Below are 25,858 nucleotides of genomic sequence, written 5' to 3'. Positions count from 1 at the left end.
AATCAGGCCGCCCGATGAAGCAGGAACCCGGTACTGCGCGAGCAGCTATCACCCAGTAATGGGAATCCCCCTCCTGTGACGCGAAGCGCTAAGGTTGGGGAGGATGTCAAAGAACATGACCAAGACGACAAACACCAGGATCCCCAGGGCAATGTAGTCAAGTACCATCGATTTCTCCCGTCTGAGTCGCTAACAATGCTTCGATTGTCGAGTCGAGGCTTCGGCAATAATGACAGCATATGCCGTCGGTGCAAGTCTGCAATCGGAGAGTTGGTGTGGCGGTACAGGCATGGTTCATCGGTTGCTCATTTAACACACAAAATTGATTTGGTTAGATAAAATCAAGCAGCAATGGATGCCCGGGCAAGGTGAGAGGTGAACCTGATGAACGAATGGTGCAGTGGCAAAGGATGGCGGCTTGGCCTGTTGCTGATCTGCCTGTTGTGGTCCCGCCTCGGCTGGACCGCCGAACCCAGAATGGAGCCCAATGAGCAGGAGTTGGCACAGACCCTGGTCCTGCTTCATGAACCCATCGTCATGCTGACGGCTAAATATGGCAACCTGGATGGGGCGGCCAGGGTACGGCTGGCCCATGAGCGAGTTCAGCGGATGGAGCCAAGCGACCTCATGACGCCTGTGGCCGTGACGAAAGGCAGTCGACACGGCCAGGAGAGCCGGGAGTTTCTGGTCAATGGCAAGCGCATTCTGGTGCTGCTGGAAGGGGACCTTGATGAATTCGACGAGCTGACCCTGGATCAGGCGGCCGAACGTGTCCTGCATCGGCTCGACGGCGTGCGCATCAAGTATCTCGAGCTGCACTCGACCCCCTATTTGCTCAGAGCCGTCGGCTTGGCGGTGGTGGTCAGCCTGATCTTCTTCGGCCTCATCTGGCTGTTGCAGCGGGGGCATCGGCGAGTCAGAAAGTGGCTGGCCAACCGCCTGTTGCTGCAGAAGGGGCTGGTCCCCCACTCCTGGCGCCAGGTCACCGGGAATGTCGAGGTCCGCTTGCTCGGCCTCATCACGCTGCTGCTCATCTTCATGCTCACCTATGGCTGGCTGACCTATGTGCTCGGCCTGTTCCCCCAGACCCGGGCCTGGAGCTATCAGCTTGGGGAATCCCTGTTTGCCCTGTGTGGCGACATGCTGGAGGGCATGATTGCCGCCATGCCCGGTCTGGTAACCGTGCTGCTTATCGTGGTCATCACCCGTTTCTTCATCAAGATGCTGGCCATCCTCTTCGACCGCATCGAGCGTGGCCAGTTTCGGGTGCAGGGTTTGCACGCCGAGACCATAGGCGCCACCCGGCGACTGCTGTCAGTGGTGATCTGGCTGTTTGCCCTGACCGTGGCCTACCCCTATCTGCCGGGTGCGGATTCCGATGCCTTCAAGGGGATCAGCGTCTTCTTCGGTCTGATGGTGACACTGGGATCGGCCGGTATCATGAACCATGCCATGAGCGGCCTGGTGCTCATTTACTCCCGCGCACTGCGGCCAGGGGATCTGGTGCAGATCGGCGAGGTGGAGGGGATGGTGAGCGAGCTCAATGCCCTCTCGACCAAGCTGGTGACGCGCCAGGATCACGAGGTCACGCTGCCCAATGCAGTGGTGGTGGGGGGCAAGGTGGTGAACCTGACACGGCTGGCGGGCGAGAAGGGAGTGGCCCTGTTGACCAAGGTGACCATCGGTTATGACACCCCCTGGCGTCAGGTACATGCCATGCTGGAGCTGGCCGCGCGGCGCTGCACCCGGCTCAATCAGGATGAAGCTCCCCTGGTGCGGCAGTTGCATCTGCAGGATTGGTATGTGGAGTACGAGTTGCAGGTGAGGATGAAGGCAAGCGAACTCCCTGCGGTGGTCAAGACGGAGCTCCATGGCCATATTCAGGATGTCTTCAACGAGTTCGGGGTGCAGATCATGTCCCCCAACTTCATTGCCCAGCCGGAACAGGCTGTGCTGGTGGCCAGGGAGCAGTGGTATCAGGCGCCGGCCCGGGCGCCCGATTCCGCCGAGCCCCCCGCCAGAGAGTGACCACAAAAAGCAGAGGCCCGGCAGCAATGCCGGGCCTCTTGTCATGAAGAGAAGCTGATGCCTCAGCTCTCCTTGGCCTCTCTCAGTTGGGAGGGCCTGAATTTTACCAGGAAGGCGAGGGTGATGAGGGCGGTGCTCACCAGACCGATGATGGTGGAAACATTCATCTCGAGGCCGAAACCGATGGGGGCGTTGGCCAGGTAGGTGATGACCACTGCGGTCATGAAGATGGCGGGAATGGTGCATACCCAGTGCAGCTTGCCTTCCTTGATGAGGTAGGCGGCCGCAGCCCACAGCATGATGACGGCGGTGGTCTGGTTGGCCCAGCCGAAGTAGCGCCAGATCACCCCGAACTCTGCCTTGGAGATGATGAAGCCAAGGATGAACATGGGGATGGCGATGAGCAGACGCTTGGCCATGGGCTTCTGGGTCAGGTTCAGGAAGTCCGCCACGATGAGGCGGGCGCTGCGAAACGCGGTGTCACCGGAGGTGATGGGCAGGATCACCACGCCGAGGATCGCCAGGATGCCGCCCACGGTACCGAGCAGGCTGGTGGAGACTTCGTGCACCACGGCAGAGGGGCCGCCGCTGGCCAGGGTGGCGTTGAGTGCCTCGGTGCTGTCGTAGAAGGAGAGACCCAGGGTGCACCAGATGAGGGCGATGATGCCTTCCCCAATCATGGCCCCGTAGAAGATGAAGCGACCGGAGCTCTCGTTCTGCATGCAGCGCGCCATCAGCGGGGACTGGGTGGCGTGGAAACCGGAGACCGCACCACAGGCGATGGTGATGAACAGCAGCGGCCAGAGCGGCAGATCCGTCGGGTGCAGGTTGGAGAAGTCCATCCCGGTGTTGTAGAAGCCCTTGCCGGAGACGATGAGGCCGATGATGAGGCCGACCGACATGAAGACCAGCAGCGCACCGAAGATGGGGTAGAAGCGGCCGATGATCTTGTCGATGGGGACGATGGTCGCGAGGATGTAGTAGGCGAAGATGGCCGCAATCCAGTAGACCAGATCGGTGGAGGTGAGGTTGGCGAGCAGGCCCGCCGGGCTCAGGACGAAGACCACGCCCACCAGCATCAGGAGCACCACGGCAAAGAGGTTCATGAAGTGCTTGGCGGCGGTGCCCAGGTGCTCACCGACCACGGTCGGCACCGAGGCGCCCCTGGCGCGTACCGACAGCATGCCGGAGAAATAGTCGTGGACCGCACCGGCGAAGATGCAGCCAAAGACGATCCAGAGCATGGCGACCGGACCATAGAGGGCACCCAGGATGGGGCCGAAGATGGGGCCGACGCCGGCGATGTTGAGCAGTTGAACCAGGTAGACCTTCTTGTCCGACATGGGGACATAGTCCACCCCGTCCGCCATGGTGATGGCGGGGGTCTTCAACTCGGGTTTGGGCCCGAATATCCGTTCGATGAATTTGCCGTATATGAAGTAGCCGGCTATCAACAAGCCGACACAGAGGAAGAACCAGATCATTGCTACGCTCCTGCTTTGTTATTTTTTGGTGTGCGCAGCCAGTGTAGGTGGGGACTTCTGTTAACGGCAGGTGAAAGGGGGTGAGCGGCGACATGGCGACCCGAGTGGTTGCCCGCTGTGATCCGGCGCACATCGCGCCCCGCTTTATTCCAGTCCCAGCTCGTCTTTTAGCTCCTTGAGGTAGCGGCGGCTGACCGGTACCCGGGCCCCGCTCGGGGTCACGATCTCCGCCAGTTGATTCTCCAGCAAACGGATTTCGAAGATGGCGGCCGGGGCCACCAGATACTGGCGGTGACAGCGCAGCAGCGGGGTCTTCTCCTCGAGGGACTTGAGGGTGAGCTGGGTGTGAAACAGCTCGCCCTGGCAGGCGACATGGACGCCGCCGAGATCGGAGAAGGCGTACTCCACCTGGGAGGTTGGGAGCAGCCGCACCCGGTTGTGCAGGTATCCGGGGATATGGTGGATGGTCGGGGCCAGGGTCCCGACCGGTTGCGGGGTGATGTCCTGCCTGAGCCGCGCCAGGGTCTTGGCGAGGCGCGCCGGCTCCACCGGCTTGAGCAGGTAGTCGAAGGCGTTCTCCTCGAAGGCCTGGATGGCGTAGTCGTCGAACGCGGTGACAAAGACGATGCGGGGCAGGGGATCGAGCATGGCCACCAGCTCCATGCCGCTGAGCTTGGGCATCTGGATATCGAGAAACACCACATCCGGCTTGAGTTGCTGGATGAGGCCGAGCGCCTCGATGGCGTTGCCCGCCATGCCCAGGATCTCGATGTCGGGATCGCTGGCCAGCAGCTCTGCCAGCTCTTCGCGGGCATAGGGCTCGTCATCGACGATCAGGGTGCGGATCATGTCATCTCCTTGGCGGTGGTGCGGGGTTGTCGTGGGAGTGTCAGGGAGACCCGGGTCCATTGCTCCGGCTCCCACTGGACGTCAATGCCATAGCGCTCGCCAAAGGCGCTCTTGAGGCGCTTGTCCACCAGGCTCATCCCCAGACCATCCCCCTGGCCGGATGGCTGCCAGGCCCCGGCGTTGTCTTCGACGCAAAGGGTGATCGCCTCGGGGGTTTCCCTCGCGAAGAGGCGAAGTCGCCCCTCTCCCAGCAGGGAGCAGATGCCGTGCTTGATGGCATTCTCGATGAGGGGCTGCAGGGTGAAGCTCGGCAGTTGCACCTCGGCAAGGTGGGGCGGGATCTCGTTGATGACGGTGAGCCGCTCGCCAAAGCGGGCCTGCTCTATCTCCAGGTAGGAGAGGCAGTGCTCCTGCTCCTCACGCAGCGTGGTCAGGCCGCTCTGGCGCTTGAGGTTGTTGCGAAAGAAGCGGGAGAGGTGCAGCAGCAGCTCCCGTGCCCGTCCCGGATCGCGGCGGGTAATGGCGCTGATGGTGTTGAGGGTGTTGAACAGGAAGTGGGGGTTTATCTGTGCCTGTACCAGCTTGAGCTCGGATTGCACCAGCAGGCGCTGCTGCTGCTCCAGGCGGCCTGCCAGCAGCTGCTGGGACAACAGGTTGGCGATCCCTTCTCCCAGGGTGTGATTGATCTTGAGGAAGAGCCGCTTCTTGGGCTCATAGAGTTTGATGGTGCCGATCACCCCCTCGTCACCCTGCAGGGGGATCACCAGCACGGAGCCGAGCTGGCACTGGGGGGAGATGCTGCAACGATAGGGCTGGCTGTTGCCATCTGCGAACAGCACCTTGTTCTGGGCGATGGCTTGCAGGGTGATCGCCGAGGTGATGGGGGTGCCCGGCTTGTGGTGATCTTCCCCGGTGCCGATGAAGGCGAGGATTTTGTCGGTGTCCGTGATGGCGACGGCGCCGACGCCGGTCTCTTCCTGAACGATATGGGCTATCTTGCCGCTGGCCTCCGGAGTGAACCCCTGGCTCATGATGCCGACGGTACGGTTGGCGATGGTGAGCGCCTTGGCGGAGAAGACCCGGGAGAACTTTTCGTACATCCGCTGCTGGTCGCGGATCATGCTGATGAAGAGCGCCGCCCCGCAGGAGTTGGCGAGGATCATGGGGGTGGCGATGGTGCGCACCAGCAGCAGGGACTTGTCGAAGGGGGTGGCGACCAGCAGGATGATCACCATCTGCATGATCTCGGCCACGAAGGTGGTAAAGAAGGCGACCCTGGGTGCAAAGAGGTCATTGACCCTGCCTGCCCGCATCAGCCGCCAGTGCACCAGCCCCCCCAACAGCCCCTCGCAGGTGGTGGAGATGGCGCAGGCGAGATCGGTGAACCCCCCCAGAGTATAGCGGTGCAGGCCGCCGGTCAGCCCCACCAGGAATCCCACCAGGGGGCCGCCCAGCAGTCCCCCCAGTACGGCACCGACCGCCCGGGTGTTGGCGATGGCGTCATCGATGTCGAGGCCCACATAGGTTCCCAGGATGCAAAAGCAGGAGAAGATGACATAGATGAGCACCTTGTGGGGCAGCCTGACGGAGTAGTTGGCCAGGGGACGCAACAGGGGGCTTTTGGAAAAAAGGTAGGCGATGACCAGGCTGACGCTCATCTGCTGGAGCAGAGAGAGGACTAGTTGCATAAAAAAGCTTCCTCAAACACCACGCCGGAGCCGGGCGTTGTCATGACGCAGGGTGAGCCTGAGCCCGTCTTGATGCGGGCTGCGGGCTGAACGCTGCGGCAGTTTGCCAGAATGGAAAAATAAAACCATATAAAATCAGCACGTTAAATTGATATTTGTGTAATCGATGCCCGCTTGATATTGCTGATGCGAGCATGAAGGTATCCACCGGATACGCCACACGGAGGTGGCATGCTCCGCCCGGCCATCGGCTGGGCGTTTTTTATCCAGCTCCAATGGTGGACGATTTCGAGGGGACCTGAGCAATTATTCAGGTTTGTCCAATGAGTTATCCCCAGCTTCTGGGGATAACTCAGAAGGCGAAATAGTAACAGACCCGCCGACCCAGACCGAAAAAAGCGCGTTGTGCGTCGTCCAGCTCTTCCTGTCTGAGGGTGGCGACGATGCTTCGCGCATCTTCCCGCAGATCGATCATGGCCACTCCTTCCGGCCGCTGCCCCTTGAGGTAGGGCAGCACCTTGGGTCTGAGGGGCATGCTGGGCTCGGTGGAGAGCACCAGGGCCAGGGCATCGTCATCCAGGCGCACCAGGGAACCCGGTGGATAGACCCCCAGCACCTTTATCAGCAACCTGACCTGGGTTTGCTCGAACTTCTTCTGGGAGAGCTTGTAGAGCTGGCCGATCACCTGGCTGGGCCCCGGCGGGTTGAGGCCGCTGCGCGGGTGAAGCAGCTCGTCATAGTGATCCACCAGCCCGATGAGGCGGGCGAGGGGGGGGATCTTGTCGCCCTTGATCCCGAGGGGAAAACCGCTGCCATCGAGGCGTTCGTGATGCAGGTAGGCGACCTCACGGATCCTGGGTTCGAAAGCCTGCAACTGGTTGAGCATCACCAGTCCGTACTGGGGGTGCATGTTGAGGAAATTCTGCTCCGCCTTGCTGAGCTCCCCCCGCTTCTGGATGATCTGGCTCGGGATCCTGAGCTCGCCGATGTCGTGGATCAGGCCCGCCAGACCGGTCTCCTCGATCTCGACGGGATTCATGCCAAGCTCCCGTGCCACCAGCATGGCGATGAAGGCCACGCTCAGGCTGTGTTGCAGCAGGGTATCCGTGTTCTGGTTGCGGATGAGGTGCAGACCGAGCGGCCCCTGGTGTTCTGCCAGACGGGCGGCGGTGCTGCGCACTATCTGCGCAGTATTGGCCAGGCCTTCGTCCGGTTTGAGGTTGAGGGCGCCAAGGGCGTCGCGAAGATCTGACAGGGATTGACCGAACGCCTTGTCCGCGATGCGAAGGGAGCGCCTGAACGCCTTTTCGTCGAAGGTGGGGCCCTCAGAAGAGGGGGCGGTATCCCCGGTGTCGCTCATCTCAAGAGAGGGAACGGGTTCGGCCCGCAGCAGGGGCTCTACCGGCAGATCGCTCTTGTCGGGATCCACCATCAGCAGGGTCAGGTCGAGGTGGCGGATGATGTCGAGCTGCTGCTGGTCCTTGATTTTGAAGGCGTTGAACATGAAAGGGTGGCTCGTCCATCCCGTGGGAAGATGGATGTAGTGGCCGACTCTCAACTGCTCGATGGAGGCCTGTATCAGCGCCATGGACTAGCTCTTCTGTCGAATTTGCCTATCAACAAGCTAGCAAAATTAAACAGATAGACAAACAAAAAAGCCCGCGCATGTGCGCGGGCTCTTGTCATCCGTGGCGTTTATCAGGCCTTGGATTTTTTCTTGTTGTCCACCTTGGTGTCGACCTTGGCTGCAACCGGGGCGGCAACAGGGGCTTCCTCGATGAAGGGACGGCCGTAGTAGGTGTCCATCAGGATGGCTTTCAGCTCGGTGATCAGCGGGTAGCGCGGGTTGGCGCCGGTGCACTGGTCATCGAAGGCTTCCAGCGCCAGCTGGTCTACCTTGGCCAGGAAGTCCGCTTCGTTCACGCCGGCTTCGCGGATGGAGGCCGGGATCCCCAGGGTGGCCTTCAGCTCGTCCAGCCAGGTCAGCAGCTTCTCGATCTTGGCGGCGGTACGGTCACCTGCAGCGGTCAGGCCCAGGTGGTCAGCCACTTCGGCGTAGCGACGGCGAGCCTGCGGACGGTCGTACTGGGAGAACGCGGTCTGCTTGGTCGGGTTGTCGTTCGCGTTGTAGCGGATGACGTTGCTGATCAGCAGGGCGTTGGCCAGGCCGTGCGGAATGTGGAACTCGGCACCCAGTTTGTGGGCCATGGAGTGGCACACACCCAGGAAGGCGTTGGCGAACGCGATACCGGCGATGGTAGCAGCGTTGTGTACTTTCTCGCGAGCAACCGGGTCGTTGGCGCCGTTGATGTAGCTGGACGGCAGGTACTCTTTGAGCAGTTTCAGGGCTTGCAGCGCCTGACCGTCGGAGTATTCGTTGGCCAGCACGGAGACATAGGCTTCCATGGCGTGGGTCACGGCGTCGATACCACCGAAGGCACACAGGGATTTGGGCATGCCCATCACCAGGTTGGCATCCACGATGGCCATGTTCGGGGTCAGCTCGTAGTCGGCCAGCGGGTACTTCATGCCGGTGGCGTCGTCGGTCACGACCGCAAACGGGGTCACTTCAGAACCGGTACCGGACGTGGTGGTGATACAGACCAGTTCGGCCTTCACGCCCATTTTCGGGAACTTGTAGATACGCTTGCGGATGTCCATGAAGCGCATGGCCAGGTCTTCGAACGCGGTATCCGGGTGCTCGTACATGACCCACATGATCTTGGCGGCATCCATGGGTGAACCACCACCCAGGGCGACGATCACGTCCGGCTTGAAGGAGTTGGCCATCTCGGCGCCCTTGCGGACCACGGACAGGGTGGGGTCGGCTTCCACTTCGTAGAAGATCTCCACTTCCATGTTCAGCTTCTTGAGCAGGCGAACCACTTCATCGGCATAGCCGTTGTTGAACAGGAATCGGTCGGTCACCACCATGGCGCGCTTCTTGCCTTCCAGGTCGCCCAGGGCGATCGGCAGGGAACCACGACGGAAGTAGATGGATTTCGGAAGTTTGTGCCACAGCATATTTTCTGCCCGTTTTGCGACTGTCTTCTTGTTGATCAAGTGCTTGGGACCGACGTTCTCGGAGATGGAGTTACCACTCCAGGAGCCGCAACCCAGGGTCAGGGACGGGGCCAGCGCGAAGTTGTACAGGTCACCGATACCACCCTGGGTGGAGGGGGTGTTGATGAGGATACGGGCGGTCTTCATCTTGTCGCCGAAGTACTTGATGCGGTCGGCATTGCGATCCTGGTCGGTATAGAGACCGGAGGTGTGGCCGATACCACCGATGTTGACCATGTCGCAGGCCATTTCGACGGCTTCTTCGAAGTTCTTGGCACGGAACATACCCAGCGTTGGAGAGAGTTTCTCGTGAGCGAACTCGTCTTCCGCGCAGAGTTCCAGACCTTCACCGATGAGGATCTTGGTGGTGGCAGGCACGGTCACACCGGCCATGGCGGCGATCTTGGTGGCCGGCTGGCCCACAATGTCGGCGTTCAGGGCGCCGTTGATCAGCAGCACTTTACGCACCTTGTCCGCTTCGTCCTTGGAGAGGATGTAGCCGGCGTGGGTCGCGAAACGCTCCTTGACCTGGTTGTAGATGGAGTCGACCACGATGACAGCCTGCTCGGAGGCACAGACCACGCCGTTGTCGAAGGTCTTGGACATCAGGATGGAGGCGACGGCACGCTTCACGTCGGCGGTTTCGTCGATGACGATGGGCACGTTGCCCGCACCCACGCCGATGGCGGGTTTGCCGGAGGAGTAGGCGGCCTTCACCATGCCCGGGCCACCGGTGGCCAGGATCAGGTTGATGTCGTCGTGACGCATCAGGGCATTGGAGAGTTCGACGGAGGGTTGATCAATCCAGCCGATGATGTCTTTCGGCGCACCGGCAGCCACGGCTGCATCCAGTACCAGCTTGGCAGCGGTATTGGTGGAGTTCTTGGCGCGGGGGTGCGGGGAGAAGATGATGGCATTGCGGGTCTTCAGGGAGATGAGGGCCTTGAAGATCGCAGTGGAAGTCGGGTTGGTGGTCGGTACGATACCGCAGATGATGCCTACCGGCTCGGCGATGGTGATGGTGCCCATCTCGTCGTCCTGGCTCAGGATGCCGCAGGTCTTTTCATCTTTATAGGCGTTGTAGATGTATTCGGAGGCGAAGTGGTTCTTGATGACCTTGTCTTCGATGATACCCATACCGGATTCAGCCACGGCCATCTGGGCCAGGGGGATACGGGCGTTGCTGGCGGCCAGGGCGGCGGCACGGAAGACCTTGTCTACCTGCTCTTGCGAGAAGCTGGCGAATTGACGCTGTGCTTCTTTGACGCGGGCAACCAGTGCATCCAGTTCAGCCAAATTGGTTACTGCCATGTTTATCTCCTGATGATTTGAAAACTGTTTAGTAAGACCTTGGCAATGCCCGGCAATTATAGCCACCTTGTCAAGGCGAGAATCACCATAACGGGGTATTTACATGCCTTAGTAAACTGTTTTCTGGCTCGATTATAGGGTCGGGATGTGTCAGAAAAGATTGATCTGGATCATATGTAACAAAAGAACAAAAGAAATTTTGTTTCACCCCTTGTCGCACCACTATGTTACGGGAGTGTGTCATCCTTTCTTGGCATCACGAGCTGCTGTCATGCGCCCTTGGAATATCTGCTCAGGGAAGGGGATCCGATGAATTCTCGCCTTGACCGGGATGGGGGGAGGTGGCATTGCCGTGATGGTGGCAGAACGTCCACTCCCCTGACGTTTCATTTATGTTGAGAAAGGGGTTGTTGTTTTCATCCAGTCGCCCTGGCGAAACAGCACATCTGGCGGTGGCAGGGAGCATGTCACCTCTTCACAGCCGGCCCCACTGGCGCCGCACCAGGGTGAGAAAGGCCAAAATCGGGGTCACAGGAGCGGGTGGGGGCGGCAAGCAGGCGTGGTGAGAAGCAAGGGTGCCATTTACCGAAAATATCGTTTCTTGGCTGAGGGTTGATATAACGCGCTGCCATGGCACCCGGCGATGTTAATGGCGACCTCTCTCCCTTAACAACCCGATATGTTGAATTTTGTCGATACATTAGCGGAACTAACTAAAAAGCCCCGGTAAGGGTGAGATTATTTGATTGGAGAAGGGAAAAGCCATGGTGTAAATTTACGCGTAGTTTGGGGGTTGGCCCCTTGTGGCTCGTATTGGTTCTGGATGGCGCCTATGGCAGCAATAGACTTCTCTTTATACCTGAAATTTTTCGTCGGCCTGTTTGCGATCATCAACCCGCTGGGTCTGTTGCCGGTTTTTGTGAGCCTGACGGGCCACATGTCGCCGGAGGAGCGACGCAAGACCAACACCACCGCCCACATTGCCGTGATGATCATCCTGATGGTCTCCATGTGCATGGGACAGCTCATCCTCGACAGTTTCGGCATCTCCCTGGCATCGTTTCGCATTGCCGGTGGCTCGCTGATCACCCTGATCGCCTGGTCCATGCTGCAGGGCAAGCTGGGGGAGGTGAAGCACAACAAGCAGGAGAAGGGTGAACTGGCTGCGCGTGAATCCATTGCCGTGGTGCCCCTGGCTCTGCCGCTGATGGCCGGACCCGGTGCCATCTCCTCTTCCATCGTCTATGCCAGCCAGAAGACCCTGCCCCAGATGGCCGGCATGTTCGTGGTGGTGGTGGCGTTTGCCTGCTGCTCCTGGCTCATCTTCCGCGCCGCTCCCCTGCTGTTCAAGCTGATGGGCAACACCGGCATCAACGTGGTGACCCGTATCATGGGTCTCATCATGATGTCCCTTGGCATCGAGATCATCGTGGCGGGCATCAAGGGAGTCTTCCCCGGTCTGGTGTGAGCCAGGTCCGTTTTTGTCGGAGCCGGTCCTTGTGACCGGCTTTTTATTGTTTCTTTTTTGTTGGTCATTTCCTAGAATCGAGCTGCCTTGTACGAAAAATGACCGCTGCGGGATATTTAAATGCTGAATAAATGGTTTTAAGTTGTTTTTTTGACCATGAAAGCGGCCTGTTCCTGATGATATCTATTGCATTATCAGAATTGTCAGGGAATTATGCGGGCAGCGAGGTGTTTGTCTCGTGGATAACAAATGCATGGAATGTTCTTGTTGGAGTATGGAAATGACTCATAGAAAAACAATTATTAATACCCTTTTATTGACTGCACTTTTCGGTGGCGCCACCCTGGCTCACGCCGCCGATGTCCCCGCCGGTACCAAGCTTGCTCCCGAGCAAACCCTGGTGAAAGGCAATGGTTCCGAACCCGCCACCCTGGATCCCCAGAAAGTGGAAGGTACCCCCGAATCCAACGTATTGCGTGACCTGTTCGAAGGTCTCGTCTCCTCCGGCCCCAAGGGTGAGACCCTGCCCGGCGTCGCCGAGTCCTGGGAAACCAAGGACAACAAACATTACGTGTTCCACCTGCGCAAGGATGCCAAGTGGTCCAACGGGGATCCCGTCACCGCTCATGACTTCGTCTTTGCCTTCCAGCGCGCGGTGGATCCCAAGACGGCCTCTCCCTACTCCTGGTACATGGAGATCCCGACCATCATCAATGCCTCCGACATCATCGCGGGCAAGAAGCCGGCCGACACTCTGGGTGTGAAGGCGGTGGACGATCATACCTTCGAGGTGCAGCTGGAGAAGGCGGTGCCTTACTTCGTCAGCATGCTCTCCCACACCACCACCTATCCGGTCCCGAAGAAGGTGATCGAGAAGTTCGGTGACAAGTGGACCCAGCCCGGCAACATGGTATCCAACGGCGCCTACGTGCTGAAGGACTGGGTGGTCAACGAGCGCGTCGACGTCGAGCGCAACCCCAACTACTGGAACAACGGCAAGACCGTCATCAACAAGGTGACCTACCTGCCCATCCAGTCCACCAACGCCGAGCTGAACCGCTATCTGGCTGGCGAAGTGGATCTGACCTACAACATGCCCATCGAACGCTTCAAGCAGATGAAGAAAGAGCTGCCGGACGAAGTAAAGGTCAGCGGCTATGTGGGCACCTACTACTACCAGTACAACTTCAAGCACAAGCCGTTTGACGACGTGCGGGTGCGTACCGCCCTCTCCTATGCCATCGATCGCAACGTGATCGCCGACAAGGTGATGGGCAAGGGCGAAACCCCGGGCTACACGCTCGTGCCTGACTTTGTAGATGGCTTCAAGCCGGTGGCGCCGGCCTGGTCCAAGCTGACCCAGGCAGAGCGCGATGCCAAGGCGAAAGAGCTGCTGACCGAAGCCGGTTACGGCCCGGGCAAGCCGCTCAAGTTCGAGCTGCTCTACAACACCGACGACAACCACAAAAAGGTGGCCGTGGCCGTCGCCTCCATGTGGAAGAAGCTCGGCGTGCAGGTGAGCCTGGTGAACCAGGAGTGGAAGACCTACCTGGAGACCAAGAAGCAGGGTAACTTCGACGTGGGCCGCGCCGGCTGGATTGCGGACTACAACGAAGCCTCCTCCATGCTGGATCTGATGCAGACCACTCACGGCAACAACGACGGCAAATACTCCAACCCGACGTTCGACAAGCTGATGAGCGAGTCCCGCAACCAGGTGGATGCCGAGGCGCGCAACAAGCTCTATGTCCAGGCCGAAGAGATCCTGGCCAAGGACATGCCGATCGCCCCCATCTATCAGTACGTGACCTCCCGCATGGTCAAGCCCTACGTGGGCGGCTACCCGGCCAACCCGCTGGACAACATCTACAGCAAAGACATGTACATCGTTGCTCACTGAGTAAAGAAACAAGTCGCATAACAAGCAGGGCCCGCCAGACGGCGGGCCTTTATTACAACCGCGACCCTTTGGAAGCAGTACAGGACAGGAAATGTCTATGTTGAAATTCATCCTTAAACGTCTACTGGAAGCGATCCCGACTCTGCTGGTCTTGATCACCGTCTCCTTCTTCATGATGCGCTTCGCCCCGGGTAACCCCTTCACCAGCGAACGCGCCCTGCCGCCGGAAGTCCTGGCCAACATCGAAGCCAAATATGGCCTGGACAAGCCCATCGGCATGCAATACCTCACTTACCTCGGCAACCTGGTCCAGGGGGATCTGGGGCCCTCCTTCAAATACAAGGACTTCACCGTCAATGATCTGGTGAGCCAGGCCCTGCCTGTCTCCGCCAAGATAGGCTCGGTCGCCTTCCTGCTGGCAGTGACCCTGGGGGTCACCTTCGGCACCATTGCGGCCCTGAAACAGAACACCCTCATCGACTACCTGTTGATGTCGTCGGCCATGGCCGGGGTGGTGATACCCGGCTTCGTGCTGGCACCGCTGCTGGTGCTCTTCTTCAGTATCTATCTGGGCTGGTTCCCGGCGGGAGGCTGGCAGGGGGGCGGCGCCCAGTTCATGGTACTGCCGGTGTTCGGCATGATGATGTACTACATCTCCGCCATCTCCCGCATCATGCGCGGCAGCATGATCGAGACCATGAACTCCAACTTCATCCGTACCGCCCGCGCCAAGGGGCTGCCCCTGCGTCACATCATCCTCAAGCACGCGCTGCGCCCGGCCATGCTGCCGGTGGTCTCCTACCTGGGACCGGCCTTCGTGGGCATCATCACCGGCTCCGTGGTCATCGAGACCATCTTCGGCCTGCCGGGGATCGGCCAGCTGTTCGTCAACGGTGCCCTCAACCGTGATTACTCCATGGTGCTCGGTCTGACCATTCTGGTCGGCGCCCTCACCATCACCTTTAACGCCGTGGTCGATATTCTCTATGCCGTCATCGATCCCAAGATCCGTTACTAAGCCGGGAGTTCATCATGGTAGTCACAACTGAAAAGCGCGAAGCCGTCGAGGCGTTCGCCCAGAAAGTGGAAGTGGTGGAAGGACGCTCCCTGTGGAAGGATGCCCGTCGCCGTTTCCTGCGCAACAAGGCGGCCCTGACCAGCCTCATCATCCTGACCATCATCGGTCTGGCGGTGATCGTGGGGCCCCACCTGTCCCAGTACACGTTCGATGACCCGGACTGGGGGGCCATGCAGAGTGCCCCGGACATGGAGACCGGCCACTGGTTCGGCACCGACAGCCTGGGGCGCGACCTGTTCGTGCGTACCTTGCTCGGCGGACGCATCTCCCTGATGGTCGGCATCATGGGGGCCCTGGTGGCTGTCATCATCGGCACCCTCTACGGCGCCGCGTCCGGCTTCATCGGCGGTCGCGTCGACAGCCTGATGATGCGCGTGCTTGAGATCCTCAACGCCTTCCCCTTCATGTTCTTCGTGATCATGCTGGTGACCTTCTTCGGTCGCAATCTGGCCCTCATCTTCCTCGCCATCGGCGCGGTGAGCTGGCTCGACATGGCGCGGATCGTGCGCGGCCAGACCCTGAGTCTCAAGAGCAAGGAGTTCATCGAGGCGGCCCACGTCTGCGGCGTCTCCAAGTGGAAGATCATCACCCGTCATATCGTGCCCAACGTGCTCGGCATAGTGGCGGTTTACGCCACCCTGCTGGTGCCGGGGATGATCATGTTCGAATCCTTCCTGAGCTTCCTGGGTCTGGGCGTGCAAGAGCCCATGACCAGCTGGGGCGCCCTGCTGGATGAAGGCTCCAAGTCGATGGAAGTGGCCATCTGGCAACTCCTGTTCCCCGCCGGTTTCATGGTGGTGACCCTGTTCTGCTTCAACTTCCTCGGGGATGGTCTGCGTGATGCCCTGGATCCCAAGGATCGCTGATACCCAGGGACCGGCAAGACGCCAAGGGGCCATCAGACCCGTTCAGGGAACGCACCGCGTTCACCACGGGCAGGCCCCCATCACGACAGCGCGATAAGGAGTACTGAGATGAAATTACTGGATGTGAAAGATCTGCGGGTCGAGTTCAAGACCCCGGACGGCAATGTGGTGGCCGTCAACGACCTCAACTTTTCTCTTTCTGCCGGCGAAACCCTGGGGATCGTCGGGGAGTCGGGCTCAGGCAAGTCCCAGACTGCCTTTGCCATCATGGGGCTACTCGCCAAGAACGGTGTCATCACCGGCTCGGCCAAATTTCAGGGGGACGAGATCCTGAATCTGCCGGAGCACAAGCTCAACAAGATCCGCTCCGAGAAGATCGCCATGATCTTCCAGGACCCCATGACGTCGCTCAACCCCTACATGAAGGTCAAGGATCAGCTGATGGAAGTGCTGATGCTGCACAAGGGGATGACCAAGGCTGCCGCCTTCGAGGAGTCGGTGCGCATGCTGGACGCGGTGAAGATCCCCGAGTCGCGCAAGCGGATGAACATGTACCCCCACGAGTTCTCCGGCGGCATGCGTCAGCGGGTGATGATCGCCATGGCGCTCCTGTGCCGGCCGCAGCTGCTCATCGCCGACGAGCCGACCACGGCGCTGGACGTGACGGTACAGGCCCAGATCATGACCCTGATGAACGAGCTCAAGCGCGAGTTCAACACCGCCATCATCATGATCACCCACGATCTTGGCGTCGTGGCCGGCATCTGCGACAAGGTGCTGGTGATGTACGCAGGCCGGACCATGGAGTACGGCCGGGTCAACGATATCTTCTATCGCCCGAGCCACCCCTATACCGAAGGCTTGCTGCGCGCCATTCCCCGCCTCGACACCGAAGGGGAAGAGCTGCCCACCATTCCGGGCAATCCGCCCAACCTGCTGCGTTTGCCCACCGGCTGTCCCTTCCAGGAGCGTTGCCACCGGGTGAGCGAGATTTGTGGCCAGCAATCGCCGATCCTGACACCGTTCAACGACGGTCGGGAGCGGGCGTGCCACTGGGTATCGGATGCCATGATCAAGGGAGTGAACTAAATGGGTACTGACAAGAAACTGCTGCTGGAAGTGTCCGACCTCAAGGTTCACTTCCATATCAAGAGTGACAAGGCCTGGCCCTGGGCCAAGCCCTCCGCCCTGAAGGCGGTGGACGGGGTGACCCTGCGCCTCTACGAAGGGGAGACCCTGGGCGTAGTGGGGGAGTCCGGTTGCGGCAAATCCACCTTCGCCCGTGCCCTCATCGGCCTGGTACCGGCCACCGACGGCAAGGTGGTGTGGCTTGGGCAGGACTTGACCAAGCTCGAGCAGAACGCCCTGCGGGAGAAGCGCAAGGAGATCCAGATGATCTTCCAGGATCCGCTGGCCTCCCTGAACCCCCGCATGACCATAGGGGACATCATCGCCGAGCCCCTCATCACCTTCTACCCGACCCTGCCAAGGGAAGAGGTGAAGGAGAAGGTGCGCGCCATGATGACCAAGGTGGGTCTGTTGCCGAACCTGGTGAACCGTTACCCCCATGAGTTCTCCGGCGGCCAGTGCCAGCGCATCGGCATTGCCCGGGCGCTCATCCTCGAGCCCAAGATGATCATCTGTGACGAGCCGGTCTCGGCGCTGGATGTCTCCATCCAGGCTCAGGTGGTGAACCTGCTCAAATCCCTGCAAAAGGAGATGGGTCTCTCCCTCATCTTCATCGCCCACGACCTCTCAGTGGTCAAACACATCTCCGATCGGGTGCTGGTGATGTACCTGGGCAACGCGGTGGAGCTGGGGACCGGCAAGGAGATCTTCGCCAATCCCCTGCACCCCTATACCAAGGCGCTGATGTCGGCGGTCCCCATCCCGGATCCGGATCTGGAGCGCAGCAAGGTCATCCAGATCCTGGAAGGGGACCTGCCATCCCCCATGAATCCGCCCTCCGGCTGCGTGTTTCGCACCCGCTGCCCGGTGGCAGGTCCGGAGTGCGCCAAGACCCGGCCCCAGCTCGAGGGCAACTTCGACCACGCGGTTTCCTGTCTCAAGGTGGACCCGCTCTGAGGATGGGAGCGTGACAGGGGCGCCCGGGTGGCGCCCCTCTTTTTTGCCTGCCCATCAAATCCTCTCTTGGCGCCAGCGGTTGTCGCTGCTACTATCCGCCTTACAAGGGGAGTAACTTCTCGCCGGTTTGTCGTCATTACGGTGCACCCATATCCTGCAGTGCACCCGGCAGCCGGGCAGTTGACGCAAGTCGGCTGTAAGTGAGACCTTGCCGAGAGGCAAGGTGTATCTGCTCCAAACGCGAACCCACTGCCTCCCGGCCGTGGGTTTTGTCGTTTTGGGAGAAGTGAAAATGGGTGAATGGTGGATGTGGACCGGTTTCTTCAGCATAGTGCTGGTCCTGTTGTGGATTGATATCCGCTTTGTCGGTGGCGGCAAGGCGCACAAGGTGTCCCTGAAAGAGGCGGGCATCTGGTCTCTCATCTGGGTCAGCGTGGCGCTCCTGTTCAACCTGGCCATCTGGCTCTGGCTGGATCACAGTGCCGGGCGCGAAATCGCGAACCAGAAGGGGCTGGAGTTTCTCACCGGCTACCTCATCGAAAAGGCACTGGCGGTGGACAACGTCTTCGTCTGGCTGATGCTGTTCGGCTACTTCGCCATCCCGGCGGAGCTGCAGCGCCGGGTCCTGCTCTACGGGGTGCTGGGGGCCATCGTGATGCGCGCGGGCATGGTGTTCGCGGGCAGCTGGCTCATCGAGCAGTTCCACTGGATCCTCTACCTGTTCGGGGCCTTCTTGCTGCTGACCGGTGCCAAGATGCTGTGGGCGGCCGACAAGGAGCCGGATCTCGAGAACAATGCCCTGCTCGGCTGGATGCGTCGTCGCTTCAAGGTGACCGAGACGCTGGAGGGGGAGAAGTTCTTCGTCTGGCGTGACGGTGTGCGCTACGCGACCCCGCTGCTGCTCATCCTGGTGCTGGTGGAGGTGAGCGACCTCATCTTCGCGGTGGACAGTATCCCGGCCATCTTCGCGGTGACCACGGATCCCTTCATCGTGCTCACCTCCAACATCTTCGCCATCATGGGGCTGCGCGCCATGTACTTCCTGCTGGCCGGGGTGGCCGATCGCTTCGCCCTGCTCAAATACGGCCTGGCGCTGATCCTGATGTTCATCGGGGTCAAGATGTTGCTGCTCGATATCTTCAAGATACCGACCGGCATCGCCCTTGGCGTGGTGGCGCTGATCCTGCTGGCCTCCATGGGACTGAGTCTGCTGATGACCCGCAAAAAGACGGCGTGAACGGCGCAGTAAAAAAAAGGGCTCCATAGGGGGCCCTTTTTCATGTCGGCAATTTGCTTAGCGCTTGATCTTCTTGGGGTTGGTGTAGCCCCAGACGGTGTACATGTCCGCCAAGAGGGCACCGTTGTACTCCTCCAGATCAGATTGTTTCACCTCGGCATCACCCTGGCGTCCGAACAGGACCACCTCGTCACCGGGTTTGATCCCCTTGATGTCGGTGACGTCCACCATGGTGGTGTTCATGGAAGTCTTGCCCACGACGGGGGCCTTCTGGCCATGGATCAGCACATAGGCCTTGTTGCTCATGGCGCGGCGGTAGCCGTCGGAGTAGCCCATCGGCAGGTTGGCCAGCAGGGAGTCGCGCTTGAGGGTGAAGGTGCGGTCATAGCCGACGGTGTTGCCCGCCGGGTAGTGGTTGACGGAGGCGACCTGGGTCTTGAACGCCATCACCTTCTTGTACTCGGTGTAGGAGGGAATGGTGTCGCCATAGATGATACCGCCAGGGCGCACCATGTCAAAGTAGGCTTCCGGCACTTCCAGGGTGGCGAAGGAGTTGGCGGCGTGGATGGTGAGCTTGCTGCGATCCAGCTTGCCGGCGTCGATGAGCCACTGGTAGTCCAGCTTGAACTGGGCCAGCCCCAGCTTGACGTCCTCTTTCTCCTCCACCGGGAAGTGGGTCATGATGCCGACCGGGGTGATCCCCTTGAGCTTGAGCATGGCCAGGGCATCGGCCTTGGCATCGTCCTGGCGCAGATCGATGCCGTTGCGGCTCATGCCGGCGGAGTTCAGGCCGATGTGCACCGGGATGTTGGTGTGATGGCGCTGGGCGATGCCGGCGATCCCCTTGGCGCTCTCCAGGCTGCCGATGAGCTCCTCCAGCTTGTAGGGCAGGGCCTGCTCCACTTCATCCGGGGTGGCGGCCCGCACCCGCATCAGGCGACCTTCGAAGCCCTTCTCGCGAGCAACACGTGCTTCTTCGTTGCTGGCGATGCCGATGCAAGGGATGCCTGCCTTGACCACGGAAGGGACCAGCAGGTCGATGCCGTGACCGTAGGCGTCCGCCTTCATGATGGCGCAGATCTGCGGGCCCTTGTCACCGAGGCGATTCTTCAGGGTCTGGATGTTGTGCTCGAAGGCACCGAGATCCACTTCCAGCCAGGCGTTGGCGGCGGTCTGTTCCTGACCGTTGCGGTGGTCGTCGGCGAGCGGCAGATAGGGGGCGGCGACCGCCTGGCCGGCCAGCAGGCCAAAAATCAGGGTCGCGAGCAGTGTTTTCTTGTGCATGGGGCAAGTCCTTTCTTATTGTCTTGAGTTGAGGCTGGGCTCATCGCTGAGGCGAGCTGCGGCAGGGCTGGTCATAGCATGTTGCTATGCTAATGATATATTTCACTTTTTATCCAGATGCCGACTCTGGGAGTGTATCTCAACGGCGTCAATCGTGGCACGTGTTGCAGGAAGAAAATATGAAGCTGACGTTGCGGATTCCACCGTTGCTGCTGTTCGTCGTCATCGTGCTCGCCATGTGGCTGGGGCGGGGTGAGGGGAGGGCGGCGCCCCTGTGGCTGGTGCTGGTCGCCACGCTGTGGCTGGCGGGAGCCCTGCTGGGGGGCGGTGCGCTTCTGCATTTCTGGCAGCAGCGCACCACTGTGCACCCCCAGCGGCTGGAGAGCAGCCGGGTGCTGGTGACCCGGGGCGTCTATCGCATCAGCCGCAATCCCATGTACCTGGGGCTGCTCTGCTGGACCCTGGCGCTGGCGTGCTATCTGGGAGGCATGGCAGTGTGGCTCGGGCCGCTGCTGCTCTGGGGCTGGCTTACCCGCTTCCAGATCCTGGCGGAGGAGCAGGCGCTGCGGCGACAATTCGGCGATGCCTATGACGACTATTGCCGACAGGTCAGGCGCTGGTGCTGAGGCGCGGCGTGCCCCATCAGGCATATGACAACGGCCCGCAGAAGCGGGCCGTTGTCATGGGGGTCAGGGGGGATCACGCCTTGGCGGTGTCCACCTCGCCGAGGGGGGCGGTCTCCCCCAGGCTGTCTTCGCTCTTGGCCACCACGCTCGCGGCGATGGCGTTGCCCAGCACGTTGGTGGCGGAGCGCCCCATGTCGAGGAAGTGGTCGATACCGAGCAGCAGCAGGATGCCCGCTTCCGGGATGTGGAACTGGTTGAGGGTGGCGGCAATCACCACCAGGGAGGCGCGGGGCACCCCGGCCATTCCCTTGGAGGTGACCATCAGCAGCAGCAGCATGGTGATCTGCTGGGCCGTGGAGAGCTCGATGCCATAGGCCTGGGCGATGAACATCACCGCGAAGGTGCAGTACATCATGGAACCGTCCAGGTTGAAGGAGTAGCCCATGGGGAGCACGAAGCTGGCGATGCGCTTGTCACAGCCAAATTTCTCCAGCCTGTCCAGGGTCTTGGGGTAGGCGGCCTCGGAGCTGGCGGTGGAGAAGGCCAGCAGGATGGGCTCGCGGATGAGGGCGAGCAGTGTCAGGATGCGGCGGCGGATGAAGAGGCTGCCCATGGCGATGAGCAGCAGCCATAGGCAGCCGAGCGCCAGATAGAACTGGGCCATGAAGGTGCCATAGGTAGCGAGGATGCCGAGCCCCTCCTTGGCGACCATGGCGGCGATGGCGCCAAACACCGCGAACGGGGCGAAGTTCATCACGTAGCCGGTCACCTTGAGCATGATCTCGGCGCCGCTGGCCATCAGCTTGACCACGGGCTTGGCGTCGTCCCCCAGGGCGGCGGCGGCCAGCCCGAAGAAGAGGGAGAAGACCACGATCTGCAGGATCTCGTTGGTGGCCATCGCCTCGACCACGCTTTTCGGGATGGCGTGGGTCACGAAATCCTTGAGGGAGATGGCGGTGGCAAGCACGCCGGAGCTGGCGCCGTCATCGGGCAGGGAGAGGGAGAGCCCCACCCCAGGTTGCATCAGGTGGACCATGACCAGCCCCAGGGTCAGAGACATCAGGGAGGCGAGCATGAACCAGCCCAGGGTCTTGACGCCGATGCGGCCCACGGTGCGGGTGTCACCCATCTTGGCGATGCCGACCACGAGCGTGGTGAACACCAGGGGGGCGATGATCATCTTGATGAGGCGCAGGAAGATGTCGGTCAGCAGGGTGATGTCATCGGCAAAGCCTGCGGCCTGTGCGGGCGCGAGCAGGCGATAACCCTGCCCGGTCACGATGCCAAGCAACATCGCAATGAGGATGGCAACGGTCAACTTGTTCATTTTCATGGGGGAGTTCCGGTTTCGATAGGTGCAATGCCTGTGCAGGCGGCGAGGGGCCGCCTCAGTCCTTTTTTGTGATCCGGGCGGTGGAATCCAGACAGCCGGTGTGCTGGAGCATGCCTAATCGCGAAGGGGAAATCCAGTGACTTGTTTCGGAGTTTTGCGCTATTGTTAGCTGCATTTGATATGCATCTTGTGATTTATTTGTATTAATCGCTGTTTATTTTAATTTTTGCGAGATAAACGGCTTCCATGCTCTGTGCGTCCCGGGGGCTGGCCTCCAGGGTGAAGACGAGCAGGGCCGAGGTGCGATGTTCCACCTGCATGTCGTCCATGAAGGTGTCTGGCTCGTACTCGTCGAACCCGAATTGGGGGCGGGTCGGGGTGACCCTGACGGCATCCCGCGACAGGGTCAGCGTCTCGACCCGAATCCAGGGGTATCCCTTTGCCAGTGCCACCTCACCGGCCCGCTTGAGCACGTATTTGCGCGCCGTTTCCCTGTCCACCAGATCGTTTCCCACAAACTCCAGTTGCCAGCGGGCCGGGCCAAGCTGGGTCTGTGAAAAACCGGTCTGGCCATTCCAGAACGATTTTTCACTGTCATAGGCGGTGGCGCAGCCCGCGAGCTGGCCGACCAGCAGGGCGCTGAGGGCAAGGGTGCAGAAAGTACGAAGGGAAGGCAACATGATGCGGGCCGCTTGGCAAAGGGGGTTTTACTACAGCACAAAGGGATCGGAGAGACAATCGCGGTGGAAGACCATAAAAGAAAAGGCCTTGTCGTCTGACAAGGCCTTTCTCGGGGAATTTGGTCGGTGTGAGAGGATTCGAACCTCCGACCCTCTACACCCCATGCAGATGCGCTACCTGGCTGCGCTACACACCGACGGAGTCAGCTCGGCTGACGGGGAGGGAGTTTATGGAGATGCCCCGACCCTGTCAACAGGGGAAATTCAGGTTCGAGATCGTTTGCCTGCTTTGCGAGCAACTTCGGATCAAAGTGCGACCAGTGGTGCATTTTGTCGGCACCTCACCGCTGTCTTGCAGGAAAAACGGCCACCCGGAGGTGGCCGTTTGGCGTGATGCTCTCAAGCCGAGATCAGCGGTTGAAGGTGAGACGCTTGCCCAATACCTTGTCGGTGACTTGGCCGTTCTGCCAGGCTATTTGCCCGTTGACCAGGGTCATCTCAAGCAGGGCGCGCTGGAAGCGGTCATCATCCAGATCAGCGGTTGAAGGTGAGTCGCTTGCCCAATACCTTGTCGGTGACTTGGCCGTTCTGCCAGGCTATTTGTCCGTTCACCAGGGTCATCTCGATGGTGCTCTGGAAGCGGTAGCCGTTGAACGGGGACCAGCCGCACAGGTAGAGCAGGTTGCTGTCGGTGACCACGTAGGGCTTGCCGAGATCCAGCAGCACCAGGTCGGCGAAGTAACCTTCCCGGATGTAGCCGCGATCCTGCACCTGGAAGCGCTCGGCCACCGCGTGGGAGGTCTTCTTGACGATGGTTTCCAGCGAGAAGACGCCGTTGTGGTAGAGCTCCAGCAGCGCCTGCAGGGAGTGCTGCACCAGGGGCACGCCGGAGGGCGCCTTGAAGTAGCTGTTCTGCTTCTCTTCCCAGGTGTGGGGAGCGTGGTCGGTGGCGATGATGTCGAGCACGTCGTTGCGTACCGCATCCAGCAGGGCGTGCTGGTCGGCAGCGCTCTTCACCGCCGGGTTGCACTTGATCTGGCTGCCCAGGGTGTCGTAGTCCGCCTCGTTGAAGAAGAGGTGGTGGACGCACACTTCGGCGGTGATGTTCTTGTCCTTGAGATCCTTCAGATCCGGGGTGGCGGTAAAGAGTGAGAGCTCTTTCGCCGTGGTCAGGTGCAGCACGTGCAGCTTGGCGCCGTACTGCTTGGCCAGGGAGACCGCCATGCTGGAGGATTTGTAGCAGGCGTCCGCGCTGCGGATGCGGCCGTGCTCGCGCATGGGCACGTCTTCGCCCCACTTGGCGCGAGCTTCGTCTTCCAGCACCTTGATGGACGGGGTGTCCTCGCAGTGGGTGACGATCATCACCGGGCTCTCGCGGAAGATGGCTGCCAGGGTCTCCTGGTTGTCCACCAGCATGTTGCCGGTGGAGGCCCCCATGAAGATCTTGATGCCGCAGGACTGCTTGGGATCGAGCTTCTTGATCTCTTCCAGGTTGTCGTTGGTGGCACCCAGGTAGAAGCTGTAGTTGGCGGCGGCGGAGTTGGCGGCGATCTGGTATTTGGCTTCGAGGGCTTCGATGGTGGTGGTCTGGGGATTGACGTTGGGCATTTCCATGAAGCTGGTGGTGCCACCGGCCACGGCGGCCCGGGATTCACTGGCGATGGTTCCCTTGTGGGTCAGGCCGGGTTCCCGGAAGTGGACCTGATCATCGATCATCCCGGGGATGAGATGACGGCCCGTTGCATCGATCACCACGGCATCGGGGGCACTGATGTCCGGGGCGACGCGGGCGATCCGCTCACCCTCGATCAGGACGTCGGAGGCATAGATGCGGCCTTCGTTGACCAGGGTGGCATTCTTGATAAGCAATTTGTTCATGGGGGAGTCCGGTTCCTTTGTCAGTGATCGCGGGTCATAATAGCGCAAACCGCCCTTTCTCTGTAGCAAGGCCTGAGTAATGAAGTTATTTGTTAGAGATTTGACTGTGATCGATTCCAGCTATTTATGCGAGCGCCGCGGCATGGTGGGCGAGAGCTGGCTGGTGGACATCGAGATGAGCGGCGAGCTCAACGAGATGAGCATGTTGCTGGACTTCGGTCGGGTGAAGAAGCTCATCAAGTCGATCATCGATGAAGAGGTGGATCACAAGCTGCTGGTGCCGACGGAATGTCCCCTGGTCCATGTCCACGCGCTGGACAACGACGAGAGTACCGTGGATCTGCTGCGTCCGGGTCGCGCCATCCACCTGCGCTGCCCGACCCAAGGGTTTGCCTTCATTCCCGCCCCCCAGGTGGATAAAGAGTCGGTGACCCGCTATCTGCTGGGGGTACTGGCCAAGCGTCTGCCCGGCAACATCAAGGATCTCTCCCTGACGTTGCGTTCGGAGCGCATCGAGGGCGCCTTCTACCACTACAGCCACGGCCTCAAGAAGCACGACGGCAACTGCCAGCGCATCGCCCACGGCCACCGCTCTCCCGTCGAGATCCTGGTGGATGGAGAGCGTGACGAGGAGCTGGAGTTCAACTGGGCCGAGCGCTGGGCCGACATCTACCTGGGCACCGAAGAGGACAGAGTGGCCCTTGGCGAACTCGCCCTGAGCAAGCGGGCCGAGGCGTCACTGAAAGAAGGGGACGCTCACTACATCGGCTTCAAGTACGTGGCGCCCCAGGGGCTGTTCCAGCTCGCCATGCCGGCGGTGGAGGTGGAGATGATCGACACCGACACTACCATCGAGCTGCTGGCCCACTACATCGCCCGCGAGGTGAAGAAGCAGGTAGGGGACAAGTTCGTCAAGATTGTCGCCTATGAAGGGGTCGGCAAGGGCGCCATCGCCTACGCCTGAGCCAGGTTCTTCGCTGCCATGAAAAGGCCCCGCCAA

Annotated in this window: 20 protein-coding genes and 1 tRNA gene; 11 read left to right on the top strand and 10 right to left on the bottom strand. The window is 60.5% G+C overall.

The features are described 5' to 3' along the window. Window positions 1-384: 384 nt before the first annotated feature. The gene (locus AB5Y50_RS05190) at window positions 385-2,028 is read left to right on the top strand and encodes a mechanosensitive ion channel family protein (RefSeq protein WP_029314351.1); all 1,644 of its coding nucleotides are present in this window, start codon (window positions 385-387) and stop codon (window positions 2,026-2,028) included. Between the two features lie 62 nt (window positions 2,029-2,090). On the opposite strand, the gene AB5Y50_RS05185 is transcribed toward AB5Y50_RS05190, so the two are convergent. The 5 genes from AB5Y50_RS05185 to adhE all read right to left on the bottom strand — a co-directional run bounded on the left by AB5Y50_RS05185 (window position 2,091) and on the right by adhE (window position 10,423). Further along, on the bottom strand, window positions 2,091-3,512 hold the full coding sequence (locus AB5Y50_RS05185) for a carbon starvation protein A (RefSeq protein WP_010674323.1): 1,422 nt from the start codon (window positions 3,510-3,512) through the stop codon (window positions 2,091-2,093). Between the two features lie 144 nt (window positions 3,513-3,656). Next, window positions 3,657-4,361, bottom strand: coding sequence for a two-component system response regulator BtsR (btsR, locus tag AB5Y50_RS05180; protein WP_010674324.1), 705 nt, complete (start codon window positions 4,359-4,361; stop codon window positions 3,657-3,659). Then, window positions 4,358-6,049, bottom strand: coding sequence for a sensor histidine kinase (locus AB5Y50_RS05175; protein ID WP_041212838.1), 1,692 nt, complete (start codon window positions 6,047-6,049; stop codon window positions 4,358-4,360). Before AB5Y50_RS05175 ends, btsR begins: the two co-directional genes overlap by 4 nt. Window positions 6,050-6,401: 352 nt before the next feature. Further along, complete coding sequence (locus AB5Y50_RS05170; protein ID WP_043155725.1) at window positions 6,402-7,637, bottom strand: HD-GYP domain-containing protein; 1,236 nt, start codon at window positions 7,635-7,637, stop codon at window positions 6,402-6,404. Between the two features lie 110 nt (window positions 7,638-7,747). Further along, complete coding sequence (gene adhE / locus AB5Y50_RS05165) at window positions 7,748-10,423, bottom strand: bifunctional acetaldehyde-CoA/alcohol dehydrogenase (protein WP_010674327.1); 2,676 nt, start codon at window positions 10,421-10,423, stop codon at window positions 7,748-7,750. 832 nt (window positions 10,424-11,255) lie between these two features. Between adhE and AB5Y50_RS05160 the strand changes: the two genes are divergently transcribed. From AB5Y50_RS05160 to AB5Y50_RS05130, 7 genes are all read left to right on the top strand, one after another. Beyond that, entirely contained in the window at window positions 11,256-11,891 is a 636-nt protein-coding gene (locus tag AB5Y50_RS05160) for a YchE family NAAT transporter (protein ID WP_010674328.1), read from the top strand. A gap of 280 nt (window positions 11,892-12,171) precedes the next feature. Beyond that, window positions 12,172-13,791, top strand: coding sequence for an ABC transporter substrate-binding protein (locus AB5Y50_RS05155; RefSeq protein ID WP_041212840.1), 1,620 nt, complete (start codon window positions 12,172-12,174; stop codon window positions 13,789-13,791). Window positions 13,792-13,888: 97 nt separating this feature from the next. Then, complete coding sequence (gene oppB / locus AB5Y50_RS05150) at window positions 13,889-14,809, top strand: oligopeptide ABC transporter permease OppB (RefSeq protein WP_010674330.1); 921 nt, start codon at window positions 13,889-13,891, stop codon at window positions 14,807-14,809. Window positions 14,810-14,823: 14 nt separating this feature from the next. Beyond that, complete coding sequence (oppC, locus tag AB5Y50_RS05145) at window positions 14,824-15,735, top strand: oligopeptide ABC transporter permease OppC (RefSeq protein ID WP_010674331.1); 912 nt, start codon at window positions 14,824-14,826, stop codon at window positions 15,733-15,735. Between the two features lie 108 nt (window positions 15,736-15,843). Beyond that, complete coding sequence (locus AB5Y50_RS05140) at window positions 15,844-16,824, top strand: ABC transporter ATP-binding protein (protein WP_039038983.1); 981 nt, start codon at window positions 15,844-15,846, stop codon at window positions 16,822-16,824. Then, window positions 16,825-17,820, top strand: coding sequence for a murein tripeptide/oligopeptide ABC transporter ATP binding protein OppF (oppF, locus tag AB5Y50_RS05135; protein WP_010674333.1), 996 nt, complete (start codon window positions 16,825-16,827; stop codon window positions 17,818-17,820). It begins immediately after the preceding gene. A gap of 292 nt (window positions 17,821-18,112) precedes the next feature. Then, window positions 18,113-19,057 carry a TerC family protein gene (locus tag AB5Y50_RS05130; protein WP_041212841.1) on the top strand — a complete coding sequence of 315 codons (945 nt, stop codon included), beginning with the start codon at window positions 18,113-18,115 and terminating at the stop codon, window positions 19,055-19,057. A gap of 57 nt (window positions 19,058-19,114) precedes the next feature. Here the strand turns inward: AB5Y50_RS05130 and alr are convergent, their stop codons facing one another. Further along, entirely contained in the window at window positions 19,115-20,341 is a 1,227-nt protein-coding gene (alr, locus tag AB5Y50_RS05125; RefSeq protein WP_041212842.1) for an alanine racemase, read from the bottom strand. Window positions 20,342-20,520: 179 nt separating this feature from the next. Here alr and AB5Y50_RS05120 point away from each other — a divergent pair, with 179 nt between their 5' ends. Beyond that, window positions 20,521-20,967 carry an isoprenylcysteine carboxylmethyltransferase family protein gene (locus AB5Y50_RS05120; RefSeq protein ID WP_010674336.1) on the top strand — a complete coding sequence of 149 codons (447 nt, stop codon included), beginning with the start codon at window positions 20,521-20,523 and terminating at the stop codon, window positions 20,965-20,967. A gap of 73 nt (window positions 20,968-21,040) precedes the next feature. Here the strand turns inward: AB5Y50_RS05120 and AB5Y50_RS05115 are convergent, their stop codons facing one another. From AB5Y50_RS05115 to AB5Y50_RS05105, 3 genes are all read right to left on the bottom strand, one after another. Beyond that, window positions 21,041-22,300 carry a dicarboxylate/amino acid:cation symporter gene (locus AB5Y50_RS05115; protein WP_041212843.1) on the bottom strand — a complete coding sequence of 420 codons (1,260 nt, stop codon included), beginning with the start codon at window positions 22,298-22,300 and terminating at the stop codon, window positions 21,041-21,043. A 203-nt stretch (window positions 22,301-22,503) separates the two neighbouring features. Continuing rightward, window positions 22,504-22,980, bottom strand: coding sequence for a hypothetical protein (locus AB5Y50_RS05110; RefSeq protein WP_041212844.1), 477 nt, complete (start codon window positions 22,978-22,980; stop codon window positions 22,504-22,506). Between the two features lie 120 nt (window positions 22,981-23,100). After that, window positions 23,101-23,177 (bottom strand) — tRNA-Pro (locus tag AB5Y50_RS05105). 33 nt (window positions 23,178-23,210) lie between these two features. On the opposite strand from AB5Y50_RS05105, the gene AB5Y50_RS05100 reads away from it, so the two are divergent. Beyond that, entirely contained in the window at window positions 23,211-23,525 is a 315-nt protein-coding gene (locus tag AB5Y50_RS05100; protein ID WP_041212845.1) for a hypothetical protein, read from the top strand. Here the strand turns inward: AB5Y50_RS05100 and AB5Y50_RS05095 are convergent. Next, window positions 23,515-24,858 carry a dihydroorotase gene (locus tag AB5Y50_RS05095; RefSeq protein WP_041212846.1) on the bottom strand — a complete coding sequence of 448 codons (1,344 nt, stop codon included), beginning with the start codon at window positions 24,856-24,858 and terminating at the stop codon, window positions 23,515-23,517. The genes AB5Y50_RS05100 and AB5Y50_RS05095 overlap by 11 nt on opposite strands. A 79-nt stretch (window positions 24,859-24,937) precedes the next feature. On the opposite strand from AB5Y50_RS05095, the gene AB5Y50_RS05090 reads away from it, so the two are divergent. Beyond that, window positions 24,938-25,822: a 6-carboxytetrahydropterin synthase gene (locus AB5Y50_RS05090; RefSeq protein ID WP_161648123.1), complete on the top strand. Its 885-nt coding sequence runs from the start codon at window positions 24,938-24,940 to the stop codon at window positions 25,820-25,822. Window positions 25,823-25,858: the final 36 nt, after the last annotated feature.

The sequence above is a fragment of the Aeromonas sp. s6 genome, from assembly GCF_040907815.1.
In the GTDB taxonomy this organism is placed as follows: domain Bacteria; phylum Pseudomonadota; class Gammaproteobacteria; order Enterobacterales; family Aeromonadaceae; genus Aeromonas; species Aeromonas caviae.
The sequence above is the reverse complement of the archived record's forward strand: the minus strand, read 5'-3'. Positions and strand labels throughout refer to the sequence as shown.

Excerpts from the sequence above, each read along its gene's own strand:
- AB5Y50_RS05120 (WP_010674336.1), top strand. The coding sequence starts at position 20,521 with ATGAAGCTGACGTTGCGGATTCCACCGTTGCTGCTGTTCGTCGTCATC.
- AB5Y50_RS05090 (WP_161648123.1), top strand. The coding sequence starts at position 24,938 with ATGAAGTTATTTGTTAGAGATTTGACTGTGATCGATTCCAGCTATTTA.
- oppB (WP_010674330.1), top strand. The coding sequence starts at position 13,889 with ATGTTGAAATTCATCCTTAAACGTCTACTGGAAGCGATCCCGACTCTG.
- AB5Y50_RS05130 (WP_041212841.1), top strand. The coding sequence starts at position 18,113 with ATGGGTGAATGGTGGATGTGGACCGGTTTCTTCAGCATAGTGCTGGTC.
- AB5Y50_RS05110 (WP_041212844.1), bottom strand. The coding sequence starts at position 22,980 with ATGTTGCCTTCCCTTCGTACTTTCTGCACCCTTGCCCTCAGCGCCCTG.
- AB5Y50_RS05170 (WP_043155725.1), bottom strand. The coding sequence starts at position 7,637 with ATGGCGCTGATACAGGCCTCCATCGAGCAGTTGAGAGTCGGCCACTAC.
- alr (WP_041212842.1), bottom strand. The coding sequence starts at position 20,341 with ATGCACAAGAAAACACTGCTCGCGACCCTGATTTTTGGCCTGCTGGCC.
- AB5Y50_RS05100 (WP_041212845.1), top strand. The coding sequence starts at position 23,211 with ATGGAGATGCCCCGACCCTGTCAACAGGGGAAATTCAGGTTCGAGATC.
- AB5Y50_RS05160 (WP_010674328.1), top strand. The coding sequence starts at position 11,256 with ATGGCAGCAATAGACTTCTCTTTATACCTGAAATTTTTCGTCGGCCTG.
- AB5Y50_RS05190 (WP_029314351.1), top strand. The coding sequence starts at position 385 with ATGAACGAATGGTGCAGTGGCAAAGGATGGCGGCTTGGCCTGTTGCTG.
- oppC (WP_010674331.1), top strand. The coding sequence starts at position 14,824 with ATGGTAGTCACAACTGAAAAGCGCGAAGCCGTCGAGGCGTTCGCCCAG.
- AB5Y50_RS05155 (WP_041212840.1), top strand. The coding sequence starts at position 12,172 with ATGACTCATAGAAAAACAATTATTAATACCCTTTTATTGACTGCACTT.
- btsR (WP_010674324.1), bottom strand. The coding sequence starts at position 4,361 with ATGATCCGCACCCTGATCGTCGATGACGAGCCCTATGCCCGCGAAGAG.
- AB5Y50_RS05095 (WP_041212846.1), bottom strand. The coding sequence starts at position 24,858 with ATGAACAAATTGCTTATCAAGAATGCCACCCTGGTCAACGAAGGCCGC.
- adhE (WP_010674327.1), bottom strand. The coding sequence starts at position 10,423 with ATGGCAGTAACCAATTTGGCTGAACTGGATGCACTGGTTGCCCGCGTC.
- AB5Y50_RS05115 (WP_041212843.1), bottom strand. The coding sequence starts at position 22,300 with ATGAAAATGAACAAGTTGACCGTTGCCATCCTCATTGCGATGTTGCTT.
- oppF (WP_010674333.1), top strand. The coding sequence starts at position 16,825 with ATGGGTACTGACAAGAAACTGCTGCTGGAAGTGTCCGACCTCAAGGTT.
- AB5Y50_RS05140 (WP_039038983.1), top strand. The coding sequence starts at position 15,844 with ATGAAATTACTGGATGTGAAAGATCTGCGGGTCGAGTTCAAGACCCCG.
- AB5Y50_RS05175 (WP_041212838.1), bottom strand. The coding sequence starts at position 6,049 with ATGCAACTAGTCCTCTCTCTGCTCCAGCAGATGAGCGTCAGCCTGGTC.
- AB5Y50_RS05185 (WP_010674323.1), bottom strand. The coding sequence starts at position 3,512 with ATGATCTGGTTCTTCCTCTGTGTCGGCTTGTTGATAGCCGGCTACTTC.